Source organism: Infirmifilum lucidum (assembly GCF_014876775.1).
Lineage (GTDB): Archaea > Thermoproteota > Thermoprotei > Thermofilales > Thermofilaceae > Thermofilum > Thermofilum lucidum.
The window spans coordinates 429137-445363 of record NZ_CP062310.1 but is presented as its reverse complement, the minus strand read 5'-3'; the positions used below and the strand labels follow the sequence as shown (position 1 = coordinate 445363).

18 protein-coding genes are annotated in these 16227 nt (G+C 55.0%); 12 read left to right on the top strand and 6 right to left on the bottom strand.

From position 1 onward, the window contains the following. The first annotated feature begins 49 nt into the window (after window positions 1-49). From IG193_RS02455 to IG193_RS02430, 6 genes are read left to right on the top strand one after another with little or no spacing between them, the layout of a single operon-like run. Complete coding sequence (locus IG193_RS02455; protein WP_192819316.1) at window positions 50-976, top strand: SDR family NAD(P)-dependent oxidoreductase; 927 nt, start codon at window positions 50-52, stop codon at window positions 974-976. A gap of 9 nt (window positions 977-985) precedes the next feature. After that, window positions 986-1762 (top strand): biotin--[acetyl-CoA-carboxylase] ligase, encoded by a 777-nt coding sequence (locus IG193_RS02450; RefSeq protein ID WP_192819315.1) that lies wholly within the window; start codon window positions 986-988, stop codon window positions 1760-1762. A gap of 13 nt (window positions 1763-1775) precedes the next feature. Beyond that, window positions 1776-2609, top strand: coding sequence for an MBL fold metallo-hydrolase (locus IG193_RS02445; protein ID WP_192819314.1), 834 nt, complete (start codon window positions 1776-1778; stop codon window positions 2607-2609). 56 nt (window positions 2610-2665) lie between these two features. Beyond that, on the top strand, window positions 2666-3127 hold the full coding sequence (locus IG193_RS02440; protein WP_192819313.1) for a helix-turn-helix domain-containing protein: 462 nt from the start codon (window positions 2666-2668) through the stop codon (window positions 3125-3127). Then, a complete protein-coding gene (locus IG193_RS02435; RefSeq protein ID WP_192819312.1) occupies window positions 3093-3287 on the top strand; it encodes a hypothetical protein in 195 nt (64 codons plus the stop codon). Before IG193_RS02440 ends, IG193_RS02435 begins: the two co-directional genes overlap by 35 nt. A 25-nt stretch (window positions 3288-3312) precedes the next feature. Then, window positions 3313-4830 (top strand): B12-binding domain-containing radical SAM protein, encoded by a 1518-nt coding sequence (locus IG193_RS02430; protein ID WP_192819717.1) that lies wholly within the window; start codon window positions 3313-3315, stop codon window positions 4828-4830. A gap of 86 nt (window positions 4831-4916) precedes the next feature. On the opposite strand, the gene IG193_RS02425 is transcribed toward IG193_RS02430, so the two are convergent. From IG193_RS02425 to IG193_RS02410, 4 genes are read right to left on the bottom strand one after another with little or no spacing between them, the layout of a single operon-like run. Then, entirely contained in the window at window positions 4917-5243 is a 327-nt protein-coding gene (locus IG193_RS02425) for a DUF134 domain-containing protein (RefSeq protein WP_192819311.1), read from the bottom strand. 50 nt (window positions 5244-5293) lie between these two features. Continuing rightward, window positions 5294-6859, bottom strand: a complete 1566-nt coding sequence (gene guaA / locus IG193_RS02420; protein ID WP_192819310.1) for a glutamine-hydrolyzing GMP synthase — start codon at window positions 6857-6859, stop codon at window positions 5294-5296. Next, window positions 6849-7943: an amidohydrolase family protein gene (locus IG193_RS02415; RefSeq protein ID WP_192819309.1), complete on the bottom strand. Its 1095-nt coding sequence runs from the start codon at window positions 7941-7943 to the stop codon at window positions 6849-6851. Before IG193_RS02415 ends, guaA begins: the two co-directional genes overlap by 11 nt. Continuing rightward, window positions 7943-8992: an IMP dehydrogenase gene (locus IG193_RS02410; protein ID WP_192819308.1), complete on the bottom strand. Its 1050-nt coding sequence runs from the start codon at window positions 8990-8992 to the stop codon at window positions 7943-7945. Before IG193_RS02410 ends, IG193_RS02415 begins: the two co-directional genes overlap by 1 nt. Before the next feature lie 82 nt (window positions 8993-9074). Here IG193_RS02410 and IG193_RS02405 point away from each other — a divergent pair, with 82 nt between their 5' ends. From IG193_RS02405 to IG193_RS02395, 3 genes are read left to right on the top strand one after another with little or no spacing between them, the layout of a single operon-like run. Then, on the top strand, window positions 9075-10034 hold the full coding sequence (locus IG193_RS02405) for a phosphate signaling complex PhoU family protein (RefSeq protein WP_192819307.1): 960 nt from the start codon (window positions 9075-9077) through the stop codon (window positions 10032-10034). A 26-nt stretch (window positions 10035-10060) separates the two neighbouring features. Beyond that, window positions 10061-11326 (top strand): putative sugar nucleotidyl transferase, encoded by a 1266-nt coding sequence (locus tag IG193_RS02400; protein WP_192819306.1) that lies wholly within the window; start codon window positions 10061-10063, stop codon window positions 11324-11326. Window positions 11327-11367: 41 nt separating this feature from the next. Then, window positions 11368-11784 (top strand): hypothetical protein, encoded by a 417-nt coding sequence (locus IG193_RS02395; protein ID WP_192819305.1) that lies wholly within the window; start codon window positions 11368-11370, stop codon window positions 11782-11784. Here the strand turns inward: IG193_RS02395 and IG193_RS02390 are convergent. Beyond that, a complete protein-coding gene (locus IG193_RS02390) occupies window positions 11765-12199 on the bottom strand; it encodes a ParB N-terminal domain-containing protein (protein ID WP_192819304.1) in 435 nt (144 codons plus the stop codon). The two genes, IG193_RS02395 and IG193_RS02390, sit on opposite strands and share 20 nt — an antisense overlap. 74 nt (window positions 12200-12273) lie before the next feature. Continuing rightward, on the bottom strand, window positions 12274-13287 hold the full coding sequence (locus tag IG193_RS02385) for a phosphate uptake regulator PhoU (RefSeq protein ID WP_192819303.1): 1014 nt from the start codon (window positions 13285-13287) through the stop codon (window positions 12274-12276). A gap of 215 nt (window positions 13288-13502) precedes the next feature. Here IG193_RS02385 and IG193_RS02380 point away from each other — a divergent pair, with 215 nt between their 5' ends. From IG193_RS02380 to IG193_RS02370, 3 genes are read left to right on the top strand one after another with little or no spacing between them, the layout of a single operon-like run. Beyond that, window positions 13503-13913 (top strand): NADH-quinone oxidoreductase subunit B family protein, encoded by a 411-nt coding sequence (locus IG193_RS02380; RefSeq protein ID WP_263971732.1) that lies wholly within the window; start codon window positions 13503-13505, stop codon window positions 13911-13913. After that, window positions 13900-15528, top strand: a complete 1629-nt coding sequence (locus IG193_RS02375; protein WP_192819302.1) for a hydrogenase large subunit — start codon at window positions 13900-13902, stop codon at window positions 15526-15528. Before IG193_RS02380 ends, IG193_RS02375 begins: the two co-directional genes overlap by 14 nt. Then, window positions 15525-16220 (top strand): 4Fe-4S binding protein, encoded by a 696-nt coding sequence (locus tag IG193_RS02370; protein WP_192819301.1) that lies wholly within the window; start codon window positions 15525-15527, stop codon window positions 16218-16220. The genes IG193_RS02375 and IG193_RS02370 overlap by 4 nt, the downstream gene beginning before the upstream one ends. The last annotated feature ends 7 nt before the right edge of the window (window positions 16221-16227 follow it).

The window sequence follows — 16227 nt, the reverse complement described above, 5'->3', positions numbered from 1 at the left end:
GGAAAGCATAAGGGGAGGGGTAGGGCAAGGCAGGTAGAGGCTCTGGGGTATGGCCACAGTTATAGTTACTGGAGGCGCGGGCTTCATTGGGCACAACGTAGCTCTGTTCCTCGCCACTAAGGGCTACGAGGTAATCGTTGTCGACACGCTTGAGAGGGCTTCGCGCCAATCCGTAGAGAAGCTGAGGGCGAGAGATTTGCCAATCCTCCAGCTAGACGTCAGGGACAGGGCTGCTATCGGGAAGGCTATACGCGGCGCAGACTTCGTAGTCCACGCCGCCGCATACGTAAGCGTCGAGGAGTCCCTGGAGAAACCTGAGCTATACATGGAGAACAACGTCCTCGGGACACTATCCGTTGCTAGAGCTTGCCTCGAGGCGGGAGTACCTCTGGTGTACCTGAGCTCGGCTGCAGTCTACGGAGACCCGGAGAGACTACCCATAGACGAGGGCCACCCAACTAAGCCCCTCTCACCATACGGCTTGAGCAAGCTTTTCGGCGAAGAGGTTCTCAAGCTCTACGGCAGGTATGGCCTGGAGTACGTGGTACTCAGGCTCTTCAACGTCTACGGCCCAGGCCAGACCAGTAGCTATGCAGGGGTAATAACGAGGTTCGTTGAGAGAGCTGTCAGGAGGCAGTCACTCATAATATATGGCGACGGCACCCAGACACGCGACTTCATACACGTCGGGGACGTGGCCAGGGCAGTGGGACTAGCGCTAGAGAGGAAGCCCTTCGGGGAGAAGATTAACATTGCCAGCGGGAGGCCAGTCTCCATAAACGAGCTTGCCTCCATCGTGAGAAGGCTGGCTTGCGAGGAATGCGGGGTCGAGTACGCGCCGCCCAGGCCGGGAGACATAAAGCACAGCTACGCCGACATCAGAAAGGCGCAGAGCCTCCTAGGCTTTCAACCCTCTATAAGCCTGGAAGATGGGCTTAGAGACCTGTTGATCTCGTATACGGGTAGCCCGGGATAGGGTGCGGGCATGGAAGAGTCAGTCAGGGAGAAGCTCCGCTCTCTATGGCCAGGGCTCGAGACCCACTTCGCGGAGACCTGCAGGGAGTCCTCGCAGGACATAGCACGCAGGCTGCTGCGCCCCGGGAGGCCTTGTCTAGTCGTGTGCAGCGAAATCCTGGAGGCACGCGGCCGCATGGGCAGGAAGTGGCTTGCCCCCAGGGGAGGGCTCTGGTTCAGCCTCGCGCTAGGGCCACTACAACTAGAGAATCTGGGGCTCCTGGCTCTCGCGTGTGGGGTCTCTGTAGCGAAAGCTATAGCCCGGCTGACAGGACTGGAGGTGAGGCTCAAGTGGCCGAACGATGTCTTGGTTAGGGAGAGGAAAGTCGCGGGTATACTCGTGGAGGCGTTTCAAGCCGAAGGCGGCCTGGTCTACGTGTTGGGCGTGGGCGTCAACGTCAACAACCTCCTGCCCGGCGAGATGGCAGGAGTTGCCACGAGCCTCGTGTACGAGACGGAAAATCCCCCCGAAAGGGGGACATTACTGGTAGAGATCCTGGCAAGCCTAAGAGAATACCTCCAAGAGATTGTAGAAGGCCATGTGGAGAGGGTCATCAGCGACTACCGGGGGCTTTCGGCAACTATCGGCCAGAGGGTGAGAGTGAGGCTACCTGGAGGGGTAGAGTTAGAGGGTAAGGCTGTTGACGTAGATGAAGCTGGGCGGCTTGTAGTCGAGACGATGAGGGGCGTTTTCTCTGTAGAGGCTGGGGATGTAGAGCACCTGCGCCACACAGATATAGGCTCTTAACTCATTCATCCGTGTGCTAGGCCAAGTCATTATCCTAGTGGACGACTCTGCCTTCGGGACTAGAGGCCTCTTAGCGGAACATGGTTTCTCGGTGCTTATCTCCTACAAGGGGAAGAGGGTTCTCTTCGATGCTGGGCAGATGGGGGTGCCGCTCCTACTCAACGCTTCAGCCTTAGGCATCAACTTGGCACACCTAGATGCCGTTGTTCTGTCGCACGGGCACTACGACCATTCAGGAGGTCTCTACACACTAACGCGCGTACTCCGCGGTAAACCCCTCCTAGTCGCGCACCCCCTTGCGCTCAAACCCTCCCTGAAAATTGAGGGGGGCGAGAGGCGAGACGTAGGGATCCCCTACTCTGCTGCTTTCCTGGAAGAGCACTTCCAGCTCACCCTAAGCGAAGGTGTTCTAGAAGTTGCTCCGGGCGTGTACTTCCTCGGAGAGATTCCGAGGTACTATCCAGACCTAGTAAGCCACATCCCCGGAGTATACACGGTGAGTGAAGAGGGGCTCTCACAGCACACCTTTGCAGATGATACCGCAGTAGCGGTAGACCTCGGGGAGGAGCTACTCGTCGTGGCGGGCTGTAGCCACAGCGGAGTAGTCAACATAGCCCTCCACGCCAGCAGGCTCCTAGGGAAGCCCCCGAGCACAATCCTGGGAGGCCTCCACTTGTCGGGAAAGCCTCTAGATTTCCTCGACAAAGTTCGTGAAAAGTTAAAGGAGATTGGCGTGGTTAAGGTGTACCCTGGCCACTGCACGGGCACCGTGGCAACAGTGAAGATTCTGGAGAGATTTAGAGGAGAGGAGCTCGGAGTAGGTAAAGTAATCGACTTTGATCATTAACTGGCGTTATTAAAGCAGTTTTTTGTACTGTTTTTCCAGTTTTCTGTGGAAAGATTATGTTGCCGGTAAATATCCCGAGTAGCATTCTCCATGAGGCTATAGCTGTGCTGTCGGGGACGTTTGCCCCCCTCAACCTGCCAAAGTCGAGTTCACTTATACTGGCGTTGCTCTACACTCTCGGAAGACCCCTCGACTGCATTGAGATCCAGCAAGCCACAGGTTACAGCAAGTCCGCCGTCTCTGCCGCTCTCCGCGTGCTCGAAAGCCACAGGCTCGTCCACAGGGTTAAACGTGGAAGGAGGAGCGCCTACGCCCCCTCGCACTCGCTAGCTAAGCTTCTAACCGAGGCGCACGTAAGGATGCTTAGGTCGGCTAGGGAGCATCTACACGAGATATCCAAGCAGATTCCCAAACTCAATGATAACATTGCGAGGCTCGACTCTGAGCTATCTAATGCCATACGCATCCTGGAGGCTGGTATCCGTGGAGCTCAGAGCGAGAGTGGCTTCAAAAAGTGACGTCCTCAGAGTTATAAGCGAAGCCAGGAGGAACAGCGTCAAGAGGCTAGTACTCGAGATTGTTGCACAGAACCCCGCAGAGGCAGCCGAAGTCGTCCGTGAGGCGCTTGGGGAGGTAATACCTTTCACGATCGAAGTCAGGGTGGTGAGGAGTGTTTGACGTAATAATAACCTCAGACCGCTCCATGATGACGAACCACCACAGGAAGGAGTTCATAGGCTTCTTCACAACAGCTCCGCCGGTCGGGATGCCAGAGTGGGCTTGGATGTGGCTCAGCGCGCCAAAGCTTAAGGTCGACAAGTACGGGAGACCTGTCGAGGCCCCGTACGGCTTGAGGAAGGTTGAGGCGAAGCTCCTCGAGGAGGGCTTCAACGCAGCAATCATAGACCCCGATTACATTGACCGCTACCTCAAGAGCGCCAAAGTGCTGATGGTCGGCCACCACGACTACTTCGCTATGAACTCGCCAAGCGTGGAGTGGTGGGCCATCACGGGACAGGAACCCATCAACAGCAGGAGCTTTAAGAGGCTCATGCGCATGCAGAGCATCCGGGAGGCTAAGAGGAGGGGCCTCAAGATCATAGCAGGAGGGCCCGCGGCCTGGCAGTGGCTCTGGCAAACCGAGTACTGGAGGGAGTTCGGCGTCGACACAGTCGTCGACGGCGAGGCTGAAAGGGTCATAGGCGACATAGTCCGAAAAGCCCTTGAGGGCGACGACCTGCCAGCCTACGTCTACGTAGGACCAGAGGACGCGCCAAGCCTCGAGGAGATCCCAGAGATAAAAGGCGCCAGTATAAACGGGCTTATCGAAATCATGAGGGGGTGTCCGAGGAGGTGTAGGTTCTGCCCCGTAACGCTCAGGCCGCTGAGGTACTATCCACTGGAGAAGATAGAGAAAGAACTACAGGTGAACGTGAAGGCGGGTATACGTTCAGGAGTCATACACTCAGAGGACGTCCTCCTGTACGGCGCTAGGGGCATCGAGCCTAACCCCGGCGCACTCATAAAGCTCCACAGCCTCGTTAAGAGGTACTACAAGACTCTGGCATGGAGCCACGTTACCCTAGCTGGAGTGAAGTACGCAGAGGAGAAGTACAGGCTGATAACCAGGCTAACCGAGATAATATACGACGACCACCAGGACTGGCTTGGCGTCCAGGTCGGGCTCGAGACGGGCTCGCTGAGGCTTGCCAGGCTAATAATGCCGGGCAAGGCAGCACCCTACCCGATCGAGAAGTGGCATGAAGTCGTCGAGGACGCGCTAGCCATAATGCACGACAACCGCATAGTTCCGGCCTTGACGCTAATCCTCGGCATCCCCGGCGAGACGGAAGACGACTTGAGGCAAACCGCCGAGCTGTTAGATAAGATAAAGGACTACAGGAGCCTCGTAGTACCGATGTTCTTCGTCCCGATGGGCTACCTCAAGAACCACGAGGGCTTCATAAGGGACAGGGTCACCGAGGCCCACGTAGAAGTCATGTGGCGTGCACTGCAGCACTCGCTGAAGTGGGGCGAGGAAATCGCCTTCAAAATGTATTTCAGGTCGCCGAAACACTTGCCCTTGAGACTTCTCTTTAAGGCATTCCTCCTCTACGTCAAGTCGAAGACGAAGGAGCTAGAAAGCTTAATGAGAGAACAGGGCACCTCAGCCCTGCTAAGGCCGCAGCCAGCACTAGCTGTACAAGCAACCCGAAGGTAGCCTTTTATCCTCCCAAGGCAATTTGTACTCGATGATGAATGACTCCAATGCCCGAGGGGATGGGGTATGGTGACAAGTCTGAAATCTCAAGATACTTTAATTATAATTATAGGCCTCTTCTCAACTAACGCCTGAACCAGCTTCTTCCTGGCCGACTCTACTGTTCTCCAAAGCGTACCTCGTGAAACCCCCATCTTGGCGGCAGCCTCGTCCTGTGTGAGGTCTTCGAGGTACACGAGCCTAAGAGCCTCGACCTCGTCGGGCGTGAGCACGATCGGCTCACCCGGCAGTTCCACCCCGTTCTCGTCGACGGGGATAAAAGACACCCTCGGGATGGATCCCCAGATCCACCTCCCCTTAGGCGGCCTGCCCCTCCTGCAGCCTTTGCGCCAGATCCAAGGTGGGCCGTGCATGCAGCCTCTCTAGGCTTATCTCTCTGCCCGGAAAAAATAAAGGTTTACCGCTACTCGAACTCTATCGTAGCAGGTGGCTTGTGCGTGATGTCGTAGAGCACTCTATTGACGCCTTCAACCTCATTTACGAGCCTCTCAGCAACGTGCTCGAGGAACTCCCACGGCAGCTTGGCGAAACTGGCGGTCATGGCGTCCTCGCTCTCCACCACGCGTAGGGCTAGGGCATACTCGTAGCTCCTCTCGTCCCCCTTAACCCCCACTGTCCTAATTGAGAGAAGCGCGGGGAAGGCCTGCCACACCCTTTCATAGAAGCCCGACTTCCTAAACTCCTCCTCTACTATCCTTGTTGCCTTCCGCAGTATTCTAAGCTTCTCCTCTGTGACCTCGCCTACTATCCTGACGGCGAGGCCGGGACCCGGGAATGGGTGCTGCGTTACGATCTCGTCCGGTATGCCTAGGCTCCTGGCTATCTTCCGCACTTCATCCTTATAGAACTCAGACAACGGCTCAACGATCTCTAGGCCAGGTATAGCCTCCATAACCACGTTATGGTGGCTCTTAATCCTGGCTGTAGCCTTCCCAGTCGCTCCACTCTCAACTCTATCCGGGTATATTGTGCCCTGGACGAGGTACTTGAAACCCCCCACTTTCCGGTTTAGCTCCAGCGCCTTCTCCGCGAACACTTCTGCAAAAGTCTTGGCTATAATCCTCCTCTTCTCCTCTGGGTCTGTAACGCCCCTAAGCCTCTCCAGGAAGAGCCTGCTAGCGTCCACATAGAACACGTTCTTAAACCCCAGCTTCTCCAGAGTCTTCAACGTCCGATCGCTCTCGCTCTCGCGCAGTAGCCCTGTGTTGACGTGCACGACGTAGATGTTGTCACTGCCGATAGCCCTCTGAACCATCACAGCCGCTGTCAGGGAGTCGACACCGCCACTAACTGCTACTAGGGCTTTACCGCTCAGCCTTCTCCGCAGGTCGGAAATCACCTCTGCGGCCACGTCCTCCACGAACCAGTTGGGCTTCAGCCCTGCCACCCTCCTGAGAAAGTTGTCGAGGATTACTCTGCCGTACTCGGTGTGCCTGACCTCGGGGTGGAATTGCACGCCGTAGACCGGCAGTGTCTTGTGGCGGAAAGCGGCTACTTCGGAGTAGTCCGTGGAGGCTATGACTTCGAGCTCTTCAGGGAGCCAGACAACAGCGTCGCGGTGGGACATCCACACCCTCTGGGAAGCCGGCGTTCCGTGAAAGATAGGGTCGCCTGTAAGCACTCTCAACACGCTTAGGCCATACTCGGCTTTATCTTTCCGCGCCACGCGCCCGCCGAGCATGCTGGCTATAAGCTGGTGGCCGTAGCATATGCCTAGGAGAGGCATCCTGTTGTTGATTATGTACTCGAAAACCTCTCTCCTCGGCTTGGGGCTACCCTCAACATATATGCTTGCAGGGCCCCCGGAGAATATGACGGCGAGCGGGCTGGCCTGCAGGAATTCGTCGAGGGTAACGTCGTACGGGACGAGTACTGAGTAGAAGTTCAGTTCTCTAACTCTCCTCGCAATAAGGTGGGCGTACTGGCCGCCGAAGTCCAGTACGGCCACGCTACTCCTTCTAGACTCCATACCTTTCAAAAGCCAGCCTCACAGCTTCTTCTTTAAGCTTTTCAATATCTCTCCTCCCAATACCCATCCGGGGAATGGCTCCTTCGCCGACTACTAACTGCCCACTCACAATAACAGCCTTAGGCCTCGCCTCACCCCTAATAACCTTGTCGAGGCCCTCGTCGAACGCAACGATATCGCCCACGCCGTTCATGCCGAAAACCCTATAGCCCCCAGAAGTCGCCTTCCTGAGGAGCTCCAGGCTTGGGCCGTGTACGCGGACAGCGTCCCTGTAAGCCGCGAGTATAGAGCCCGTGACAAGCGGCCAGTCACTGCCCAGTGAGTCGAAGAATTCCAGGCCCTTAAGCGTCCTACCGTACAGGTAGAGGTTGGATGTAGGACAGTGGACAACCCTTAGCCCCAACTGCTTGCAGTTCTCGGCCCCCTCGATGCAGTGGACGGCTATGACGTTCCTCGGAGCTTCTCCAAGCACTTCGACTAGAGCTCTACTCTCGTCGACGCCCTCCGAGAGGTGGAGAGCGAAGGGTACGCCGAGCTTCGTAGCCGTCTTGTAGGACGCCAACAGGTAAGATTTCCCGGCTTTCCTCAACGAGTGCACGAAGAACCCCATGTTGAAGTACCCGTCCCACCTTGAGAGGTTGCGCACGTACTCGGCGTAAACATGCTCCGGCGTACTCCACCCGTCGCTCTCCATAACTGTAGGCAGTAGTACGACACGCGGTGCAACTGGTAGTGCTAAGAGGGCCGCTACGTTACCCTCGAGGCTCCCCGTCAGGGCGACGAGAGTAGCTCCGTCGACCAGCGAGGATAGGATAGCGGCCATGGCCAGCATCGACGAGAGCTCTCTGTCCCTCCTTATACCGGCCTCGTCTACTCTAAGCCTCCTATTCTCGAGCCACTCATAGGAGTGTCTCCACAAGCCAGGCCCGCCGACATCCACGACCTGCGGGTGTGCGTGCGCGTCGGCGAACCCAGGGGAAACTGCACTCTCGAAAAACAGGTCTTCGCGCCCCCCGTACACTATCTTCACGTTCCTCCTCAGGACGCCGTGGTCAAAGAACTCGCCAACCTCTACAACTCCCATCAATACCTCACCTCGAATAAGCCTCTAGGCCCGCTCTCCCTTACACCGGCGCCTGTAAGCCTAACAAAGACGCTCTTTTCCCTGAGCTCAGCTAGGCTCCTGGCTCCAACGTACCCCATCCCTTGTCTTATCCCGCCAGTTATCCACTCAACGACTCTAGCCACGCTGCCCCTACACTCGACAAGTCCCTCTACGCCTTCAGGTACTCTCTTGAACTCCCCGTACCTCGTAGACCCGCTCGCAAGCGCGCTACGGCTCCCCATCCCTCTGTACACCTTGAAGCACTTCCCGTCTCTCACTACGAGAGCCCCCGGGGCTTCGTCTGTACCGGCTAGGAGGTACCCCAGCATCACGGCGTCGGCGCCCACAGCCAGGGCTTTCACTGCGTCTGCCGGCTTCTCTATGCCGCCGTCTGCCACGACGGAAACGCCGTAGCTCCGGGCTGCGTCGGCAACTTCTGCTATGGCGCTGAGCTGGGGGCGGCCGACACCGGCGACTTCGCGCGTCGTACAGGCGTGCCCGGGGCCTACACCGACTCTAAGCGAGGAGGCGCCGGCCGCGATGAGGGCCTCTGCGGCCTCTCCCGTGACAATGTTCCCGGCCATGACCTTAGCGCCTAGGGCCACGTACCTCTTTGTCGCCTCTATGACGTTCCTGCTGTGCCCGTGGGCAGTATCTACGACGATTATGGAGACACCCACGTCCAGGAGCTTACCAACCCTCTCGTCGTCGAATGGTCCCACAGCGACACCCACAGGTATCTTCTCGTCGACAGCCTCCCTCACCACGGAGAAAGCCTCCTCGAGTGGGAGGTTCCTAGGGAGTACTCCAAGCCCCCCGAGCCTCCCCAGCGACAGAACCATTTCTCTACCTGTAACAGTATCCATTGGGGAGCTTATGATGGGGATCTTTAGGGTTAGGCCGGGAGCTATTCTCGTGGATATGTCGATTTCGTCTAGTCTGACGTCAGAGTACCTGGGTAGCAGTAGCACGTCGTCGAAGCTCAGAGCGAGTTCTGCATTCTTGAGTTTCTCTACAAGCAGTTCCATGTTAAAACAGCACAGTACTAAGCCTATAAGTGTACTCCCTATACAAAACTAATTTATTAATGCATGTATATACATGTTATGTATGAGTCTGGCCAGGAGAATAATCAGGCTGGGAAGAGCGAGCCTGTCGATAACACTGCCTAGAACATGGGTCGAGAAGAACAACCTGAAGGAGGGGGACACCGTCTTCGTCGAGGACTACGACAACTATCTATTAATATCTCCGGTGCGACGGCACGAGCAGTTCAAGGAGGAGGTGAAAGTGCTGGAGGCGACGCCTGGGGACGAGGACTCCCTTGAAAGAATGATTATAGCGCTCTATCAGGCGGGATACACTTCTATCAAGGTCGTCTCGAGGTCGGGGAGAGTGACTCCAGAGCTCCGCGACAGCGTGCGAAAGACCCTTAAGAGGCTTGTTGGCCTCGAAGTGTTCGAGGAAGGGTCTGACTACATCCTCCTGCAGATGGTTGCTGACGCGTCCTTGATTGAGATACCGAAGGTCTTGGGCAGGATGGAGGTTCTAGTACTCAATAGCATAAGGGATTTAGAGGAGTTCGTAGCTACGGGCGATACGTCGTACCTCAGGGACATCATAGAGAGAGACGAGGAAATAGACAAGTTCTACTTCCTCCTAAGCCGACAGGTAGCCTTATCCATAATGTACAGCTGGTACTCTCCGAAAGTAGGCGTCCGGAATAAGGCCCTCCTACTCCCCCTCTTCAATTACGGGAAGACCCTGGAGAGAGTTGGAGACGTGATAGCGAGCATAGCTAGGATAGCCCACCTAGTGAACATAAGCGCAGACTACGTCCAGCTGATAAGGTCTTCCTTCGAGAACGCCGTAAGAGCCTTCAAGACGGGCGAGGAGGGGGCTAAGCTCGAGATAATGAAAGCCTACAGGGACTATTTCAGCCACTTCGAGCCCTCAAGCCTCCTAGACCACCTGGTCGGGAACATACTGTCCCTAGCGCTCGACATGCTGGAGTCAAGAGTTGAGATGGAGGTCTTCGAAGAGTTTTCAAACTACATATCGCAACCTTAATTTCGCAGGCTATACACTTCTAATAGGTGTTCACTATCGCTGAAGGAAGGGAGAGAACCCTAGTGGTTTTCGAAAGCCCCGAGGACGCGGCAAACCTAGAGCCGCTAACCCTTACCCGCCCTGTTTTCCTCCTCAAAGCCGGCCCTAGGACAGTACTAGAGGAGATAAAACTAACCCTGGGCACACCTAGCGTCCTTTATACGAGGCCTTACCTCGCAGAGCTGGTGTTCAGGCAGACAGGCATACCTGTAAACTTGAAGGGCCGCCTGCGGAACGTCATCGCTGTAAACGCGAGCTACATCCCCCTGGGAGGGGTGGAATGCGGCTTCGGCGAGGCCTACTTCTACAGGGGTAAGCTTGTCTACGCCTGCATAAGGGAGCTCGTGATAGACGAGCCCTCCAATGCGGCGGAAGTAGTAGCCGAGGCCTCGACTAGGCTCGGGGCACAGGAGTTGAAGGAAGCGCTTACGGTGATCAGGCTCTGGGATCTCCCTAGGCTCGCGCACGCCACTATACCGCGCGAAGCTAAACGCCTTCCCTGGACTCCAGCCACCCCTAGCGGTGTAAGCCTAGTCGGGGAGCCCTCCCGTCTTTACGTTCACCCTGAGAGCAGGGTAATCCCGCCTGTCACTGTTGACACGAGCAAGGGTCCGGTGATCATCGAGGCCGGAGCAGTAGTAGGTTCATTCACGTACATAGAGGGGCCAGCGTACATCGGGGCCGGGACGACTGTTAGGGCCTCGACGGTAATAAGGGCTGGTACAAGCATCGGTGAGAAGTGCAGGATCGGCGGAGAAGTTTCTGAGAGCATTGTACACGGGCACAGTAACAAGGCCCACGACGGATTCCTCGGGGACTCCTATGTTGGGGAGTGGGTCAACATAGCGGCCGGGGCGATAACCGGTAACCTCAGGAACGATTACGGCGAGATCGTATTGTATACCCTGAAAGGGTCTATCAGAACCGGCGAAATCAAGGTTGGGTCGTTTATCGGCGACCACGCAAGGGTAAGCATCGGGACAATGCTCAATGCCGGGACAATAATTGGAGTAGCGTCGAACGTCATTGCACCAGAAATGGCCCCGAAATACATACCGAGCTTCACGCGCTTCTACAGGAGGAGGCTGGAGGAAATACCGCTTGACGAGGCGCTAGCCGCGATTAACAGGATGATGGAGAGAAGAGGGAGGAAGCTCTCCCAAGAAGAAATCGCAGTCCTGAGACACATACACGAGTCAACAGCGGAGGAGAGGAAGTACTACATGAAATTCTACGCGGAGCGTTACGGCTAGAAAACGATAGCTTTATTTACTACGTGTTCAGGCTCGCCTTCTTGAGGAGTCCTTTGGCAAGGCTCAGGATATCCGGAGAGCTGCACAAACGCGTCCGGAGAGGTAGGAAGGTCTACAGAGGTTTTTTCGTCTTGATAGCCGACGGCAAGATGCTTATGAACCTCGGGAGAAGAAACGGTAGCGGGGGGTTCGAAAGCGAAGGGGAAATAGCGTTTGAACGTGTATTCTCCGTGGTCGCGAAGTCAGGTCCCAGCGGCCTTGAGGGGAGCATTCCAGACGGTGGCAAGTGGTTTGTCCTCCAACTAGCCCCCTCCGACAAGGAGAGGAGGATCACACTGAAACTACCAATCCTCGAGGGTGAAGACGTGCGGCTGGAGCTCACGGGCTTCTTCGACGTTGTGGGGCTAGAGCTGTGCAGCGACTGTAGCTACACGGAGTTTATCGAGTTAGAGCCTTGAGGTTAGAGATATTTATGTTCACTTCAGGAACAATCTCCGAAATGTGCTTCTCGTAGAGCCCATCAATAAATACGTGGCGTGTCGTGCGGGGTGGGAAGAGATCCCCCCTCAGTGCACGCCTTATGACTTCTTGCTTACTGCAAGTAGCGCCATTGACCCAGCTTTTCACTACTATTCTTGGATCCCAGTAGTCCACCAGGACTGCCGGGATAATGCTAATGCCCAGCCTCTTGAGAGCCTCAAACCTGTGATGACCGTCGAGCAGGACGAATTCTCCGCGCTCTACGACTACAGGCTTTATTAGAACCCCCCTCCCTGTCATATCCTCCATAATAGCTCTAACTCGTTCTTCAATGTACATCTCATGTGGCTTTATTAAATAAATGTTCAGTAATGAAACTTTCAGATCAAGCATGTACATAAATGAGTATTTCAGTACCATATATTCTTTACTCTAGGCTACTACAGGGAGGACGTGGGGTTCCGCGGCTACAAGTCGTAGAGGTCGATCGTGGCTTCCAAGATGTCGGAGCTGTAGTCTGCCACGCGCCTGTAGCTCCCTGCGATTATCCTGAGAGTAGTGAGGAGCTGAGCGTCACCGATTGAATATATGCTAGTGAGCCTCTTCTCGATCTCCCTCAATTCCACAGCCTTGGCGTCGAGTAGATCGTTGGCAGTTTTCTTGTCTCTGTTAAGGAAGGTTTTTACACTCTTCTCGAAGAATGCCGTCACCTCCTCGCCGTATAGGAGGAGGTCTTCAAGGCCCGGGAACTCGCCCGGAATATTTCTGGTATTAATAGCTATGTTTACTGCATGGTCGCCGATGCGCTCCAGGTTCTTCAGAACCATGCTGTACGATAAAACCTCCTCAGAGCGCGACAGGCCAATTTCCTCTAGGCTGATATAACCCTTGAGCGCCGTGTTAAGTTGCCTGAGCCCGTAGAGGTAGAGTTTGTCGACAATGTCGTCCCGTGCGAGGAGCTCCTCGAGGTTTAGAGAGCCAGCGGCTCTCCTCCTGATAGCGTCCATAGCGTCTTTAAGCACACTCCTATTCGTGTCTCTCATCTTGAGGATGATGCTCGAAATAGGGAGGTCTTCAATGTTGACTAGAACCTGTATTGTCATCTCGTGCGAGTCCTCGTGTAGGACTTCAGCCCCTATGAGCTTTTTAACGGCGACCTCCTTCAAAACTCTTCTTAGCTCGGGGTCGTCTCGTAGAAACTTCAGGTGTATAGTCTTGTACCCAACGAGGTACTTGGACATGACCTCGCGCACGACAGCTCCCTGCGAGGTGTCCTTAGCGACGGTGACCTCAGCTGTGGTGGCTGCCTGGGGTTTCTTGGCACTCGGGATAACTCTGATAGTACCGTCGTGCTCTAGGGTTAGAGTCACGAGGCTACCCTTAGATATGCCCACGCTTGCCGCCCACTCTTTCGGTATAGAGACTATGTATGTTGAACCACCAGTTAGTTGCACTCTTCTAACGAGCCTCATAGTACTCATTTTTCTAAAAATTTCTATTCACATAACGTAAATATATAGTTTACTGTATGACTATGTAGGTTAGTTGAGTTAGAGAAAAACAGGGATTTCTGCCCTTGACTTGTTTTGTCATATGTAAAAATTTGAGTAAAGATTTTTTAATAAGAGATGATATTAAAATCACTTGATATATCTTTTTTGAAATAGATTAAATCGTGGAGTATGGTGTGTCCCGTTTGAGGCGTAAGAGCTTATGGGTCTACCACTTCAACTCGGGCGGCTGCAATGGTTGCGATATAGAATTCGTCGCCTCTCTTACACCCAGGTACGATATTGAGAGACTTGGAATACAACTAGTACCGAGCCCCAGACACGCAGACGTCCTCGTCGTGACAGGGCCTGTAACCACTCAATCGGCCCAGTCCCTGAGAACTATTTACGACCAGATGCCAGAGCCGAGACTTGTAGTCGCGCTGGGAACCTGTGCTTGCTCCGGGGGCATATTCTCCAATTGCTACAACGTGGTGGGCGGAGCTGAGAAGGTTATTCCCGTGAACATAAAGATCCCGGGGTGCCCAGTCCGCCCGGGGATGTTTCTCAAGGCCCTAGCAAGGCTTTACGGGGTCGAGACAGATGGGGAGCGCTAAAATCCAGGCGAAACACCAGGTAATTCCTAGCGAACTAAAGCAGAGACTACTCAGTCTACTAGCTCAAGGCTTTTCACACTTGATAGCTATAACTGCTGTAGACAGGGGGGATCACCTCGAAGTCCTCTACCACCTCGGGGATCTAAACGGCAGAGTTGAACACCTATCAGCCGAAATACCCAAGAGCAATGCTGTTCTACCAGATATTTCTCCGTTGCTTCCCGGCTCACTTTTCTACGAGAGAGAAATCAGCGACCTCTTTGGGGTGAAGTTCGAAGGCTTGGACAGTCAAGGCAGGTTCATCTTGCCAGACTGCTACCCCAAGGAAGCCCCGCCTCCCCTTCTTAGAGAAGTGAAACCTGAATCAGTAAAGGAATACATCTCCCAGGCACAGAGCTGCGAGGTTCAAGCCTTCACGCAGCCTGCACCCCTCTCTCCCGAGAGCGTGGTTGTCCCGTTCGGCCCCTACCACCCTGCCCTTAAAGAGCCAGAGCACATAAGTTTGGTGGTTGAGGGAGAGGTTATCAAGAAGGCTTTCCTAAGGATAGGGTTCGTGCACAGGGGGATCGAGAAGGCCGCCGAGTCTAGGACATACCTAAGAGATATTTTCCTACTCGAGAGGGTCTGCGGAATATGTAGCACCCACCACGCGTGGACGTTCGTGGAAGCTGTCGAGAAGCTCTTAGACCTGGGGCCTCCGAAAAGGGCACTCTACCTGCGCACTCTAGTAGCCGAACTTGAGAGAATGCACTCGCACTCCCTCTGGCTCGGACTAGTAGGCTACTGGATGGGCTTCGAGACGATGTTCATGTGGGTCTGGGGGATGCGGGAGGCAATAATGGATATTCTCGAGGAGATCACGGGGAATAGAGTTCACAAGTCATTTGTCACGATCGGTGGAGTGAGGAGAGATGTAAGCGACGAGGCCGTGAAAGGCATTGCGCGCAGGGCTGCAGACTTCGAGAAGTCAGTTAGCAGGGTACTCGAAGAGATAGTGAGTGTAGACGAGTTTGTCGAGAGGACGAGGGACATCGGCTCCTACAGCCTCAAACAAGCCCGTAAGTATGTTACAGTGGGCCCGGTGAGGCGTGCTGCCGGCGACCCGTACGATATAAGAAAAATAGAGCCCTACGGGGCCTACGGCGAGCTGGAGTTCGAGGTCGTAACTGCGGACAGAGGCGACGTGTACAACCTCGTCCTGGTAAGGCTGAAGGAGCTACAGGAGTCTGCAAGGATTATCCAGCAGATCGCCGAGAAGATCCCCTCGGGCAACCCGGTTCCCCAGAGGTACTTCATGGGGACTGTCCGGGAGAGCGAAGCCTACGCGAGAACAGAAGCCCCCAGGGGCGAGCTCTTCTACTACGTCAACTCAAACAATACACACACGCCCTATAGAGTGAAGATCAGGACACCCACTCTGCCCAACATCCAGCTCGCGGCCAGTATACTGGAGGGAGCCACGCTGTCAGATTTGCCGCTCATCGTGACGAGCATCGATCCATGCTTTAGTTGCATGGATCGTATCCAAGTCTACAACGCTGCCACGAATACTTCCCGCACTTTGACCCTAGAGGATCTGCTAGCAGAGGTGAAGAAGAGAAGGGTGAGAAAGTGAGGGCGAACAGTTCACTAGTAAGGATAATGGCGATGTCTGTTAGGAACCTCTTCGAGAAACCCCTAACAGCGGACTTGGGGCTCGCGACGGGAAACGGTGCAAGCCGAGGCTACCCTAGGGTCAGCCAGGAGAAGTGTCTGGGCTGTGGGCTCTGCGCCCGCTCGTGCCCCCCAGGGGCAATATCCATGAAGAGCGTAGGCAAGAGAGTAGTTGGCGGCAGGGAGGTAGAGAAGCAGGCGCCAGAGTTCGACTACTACAAGTGCATCTACTGCGGCATGTGTGCAGATGTATGCCCTGCCAAGGCCGTCGAAATGGTCAGAAGGTCTCCACTGGAGGTGTTGCCCGGAGCCATCCTGGTAGCAGGCCCTCTAGACCCTAGAGTAGGGGCTGTTGTGGCTTTTCTCTCAATACTGTTCGTAGTGTTAGCAGTGTACGTTATTTCTGGTTTTCTGGCGCCCAAAGGCAGGCACTCCGAGAAAGCTTACGAACCGTTCACGGGTGGCATGCCGTCTAACCCGCGCTGGGAGAAGTACTACGTGCCAGGAATTTTCGCCTTTGTACTGTTCTTTCTCATAGTCGAAGCAGTCGCATTTATACTGGTACTAAAGCCTACTCCTCAAACACTACTACTCTTCCTCGTTCTCCTGGTTGCGATCCTTATCGAAGGTATAAACCTGTTCGAGGAGAGGTGATCCCTGC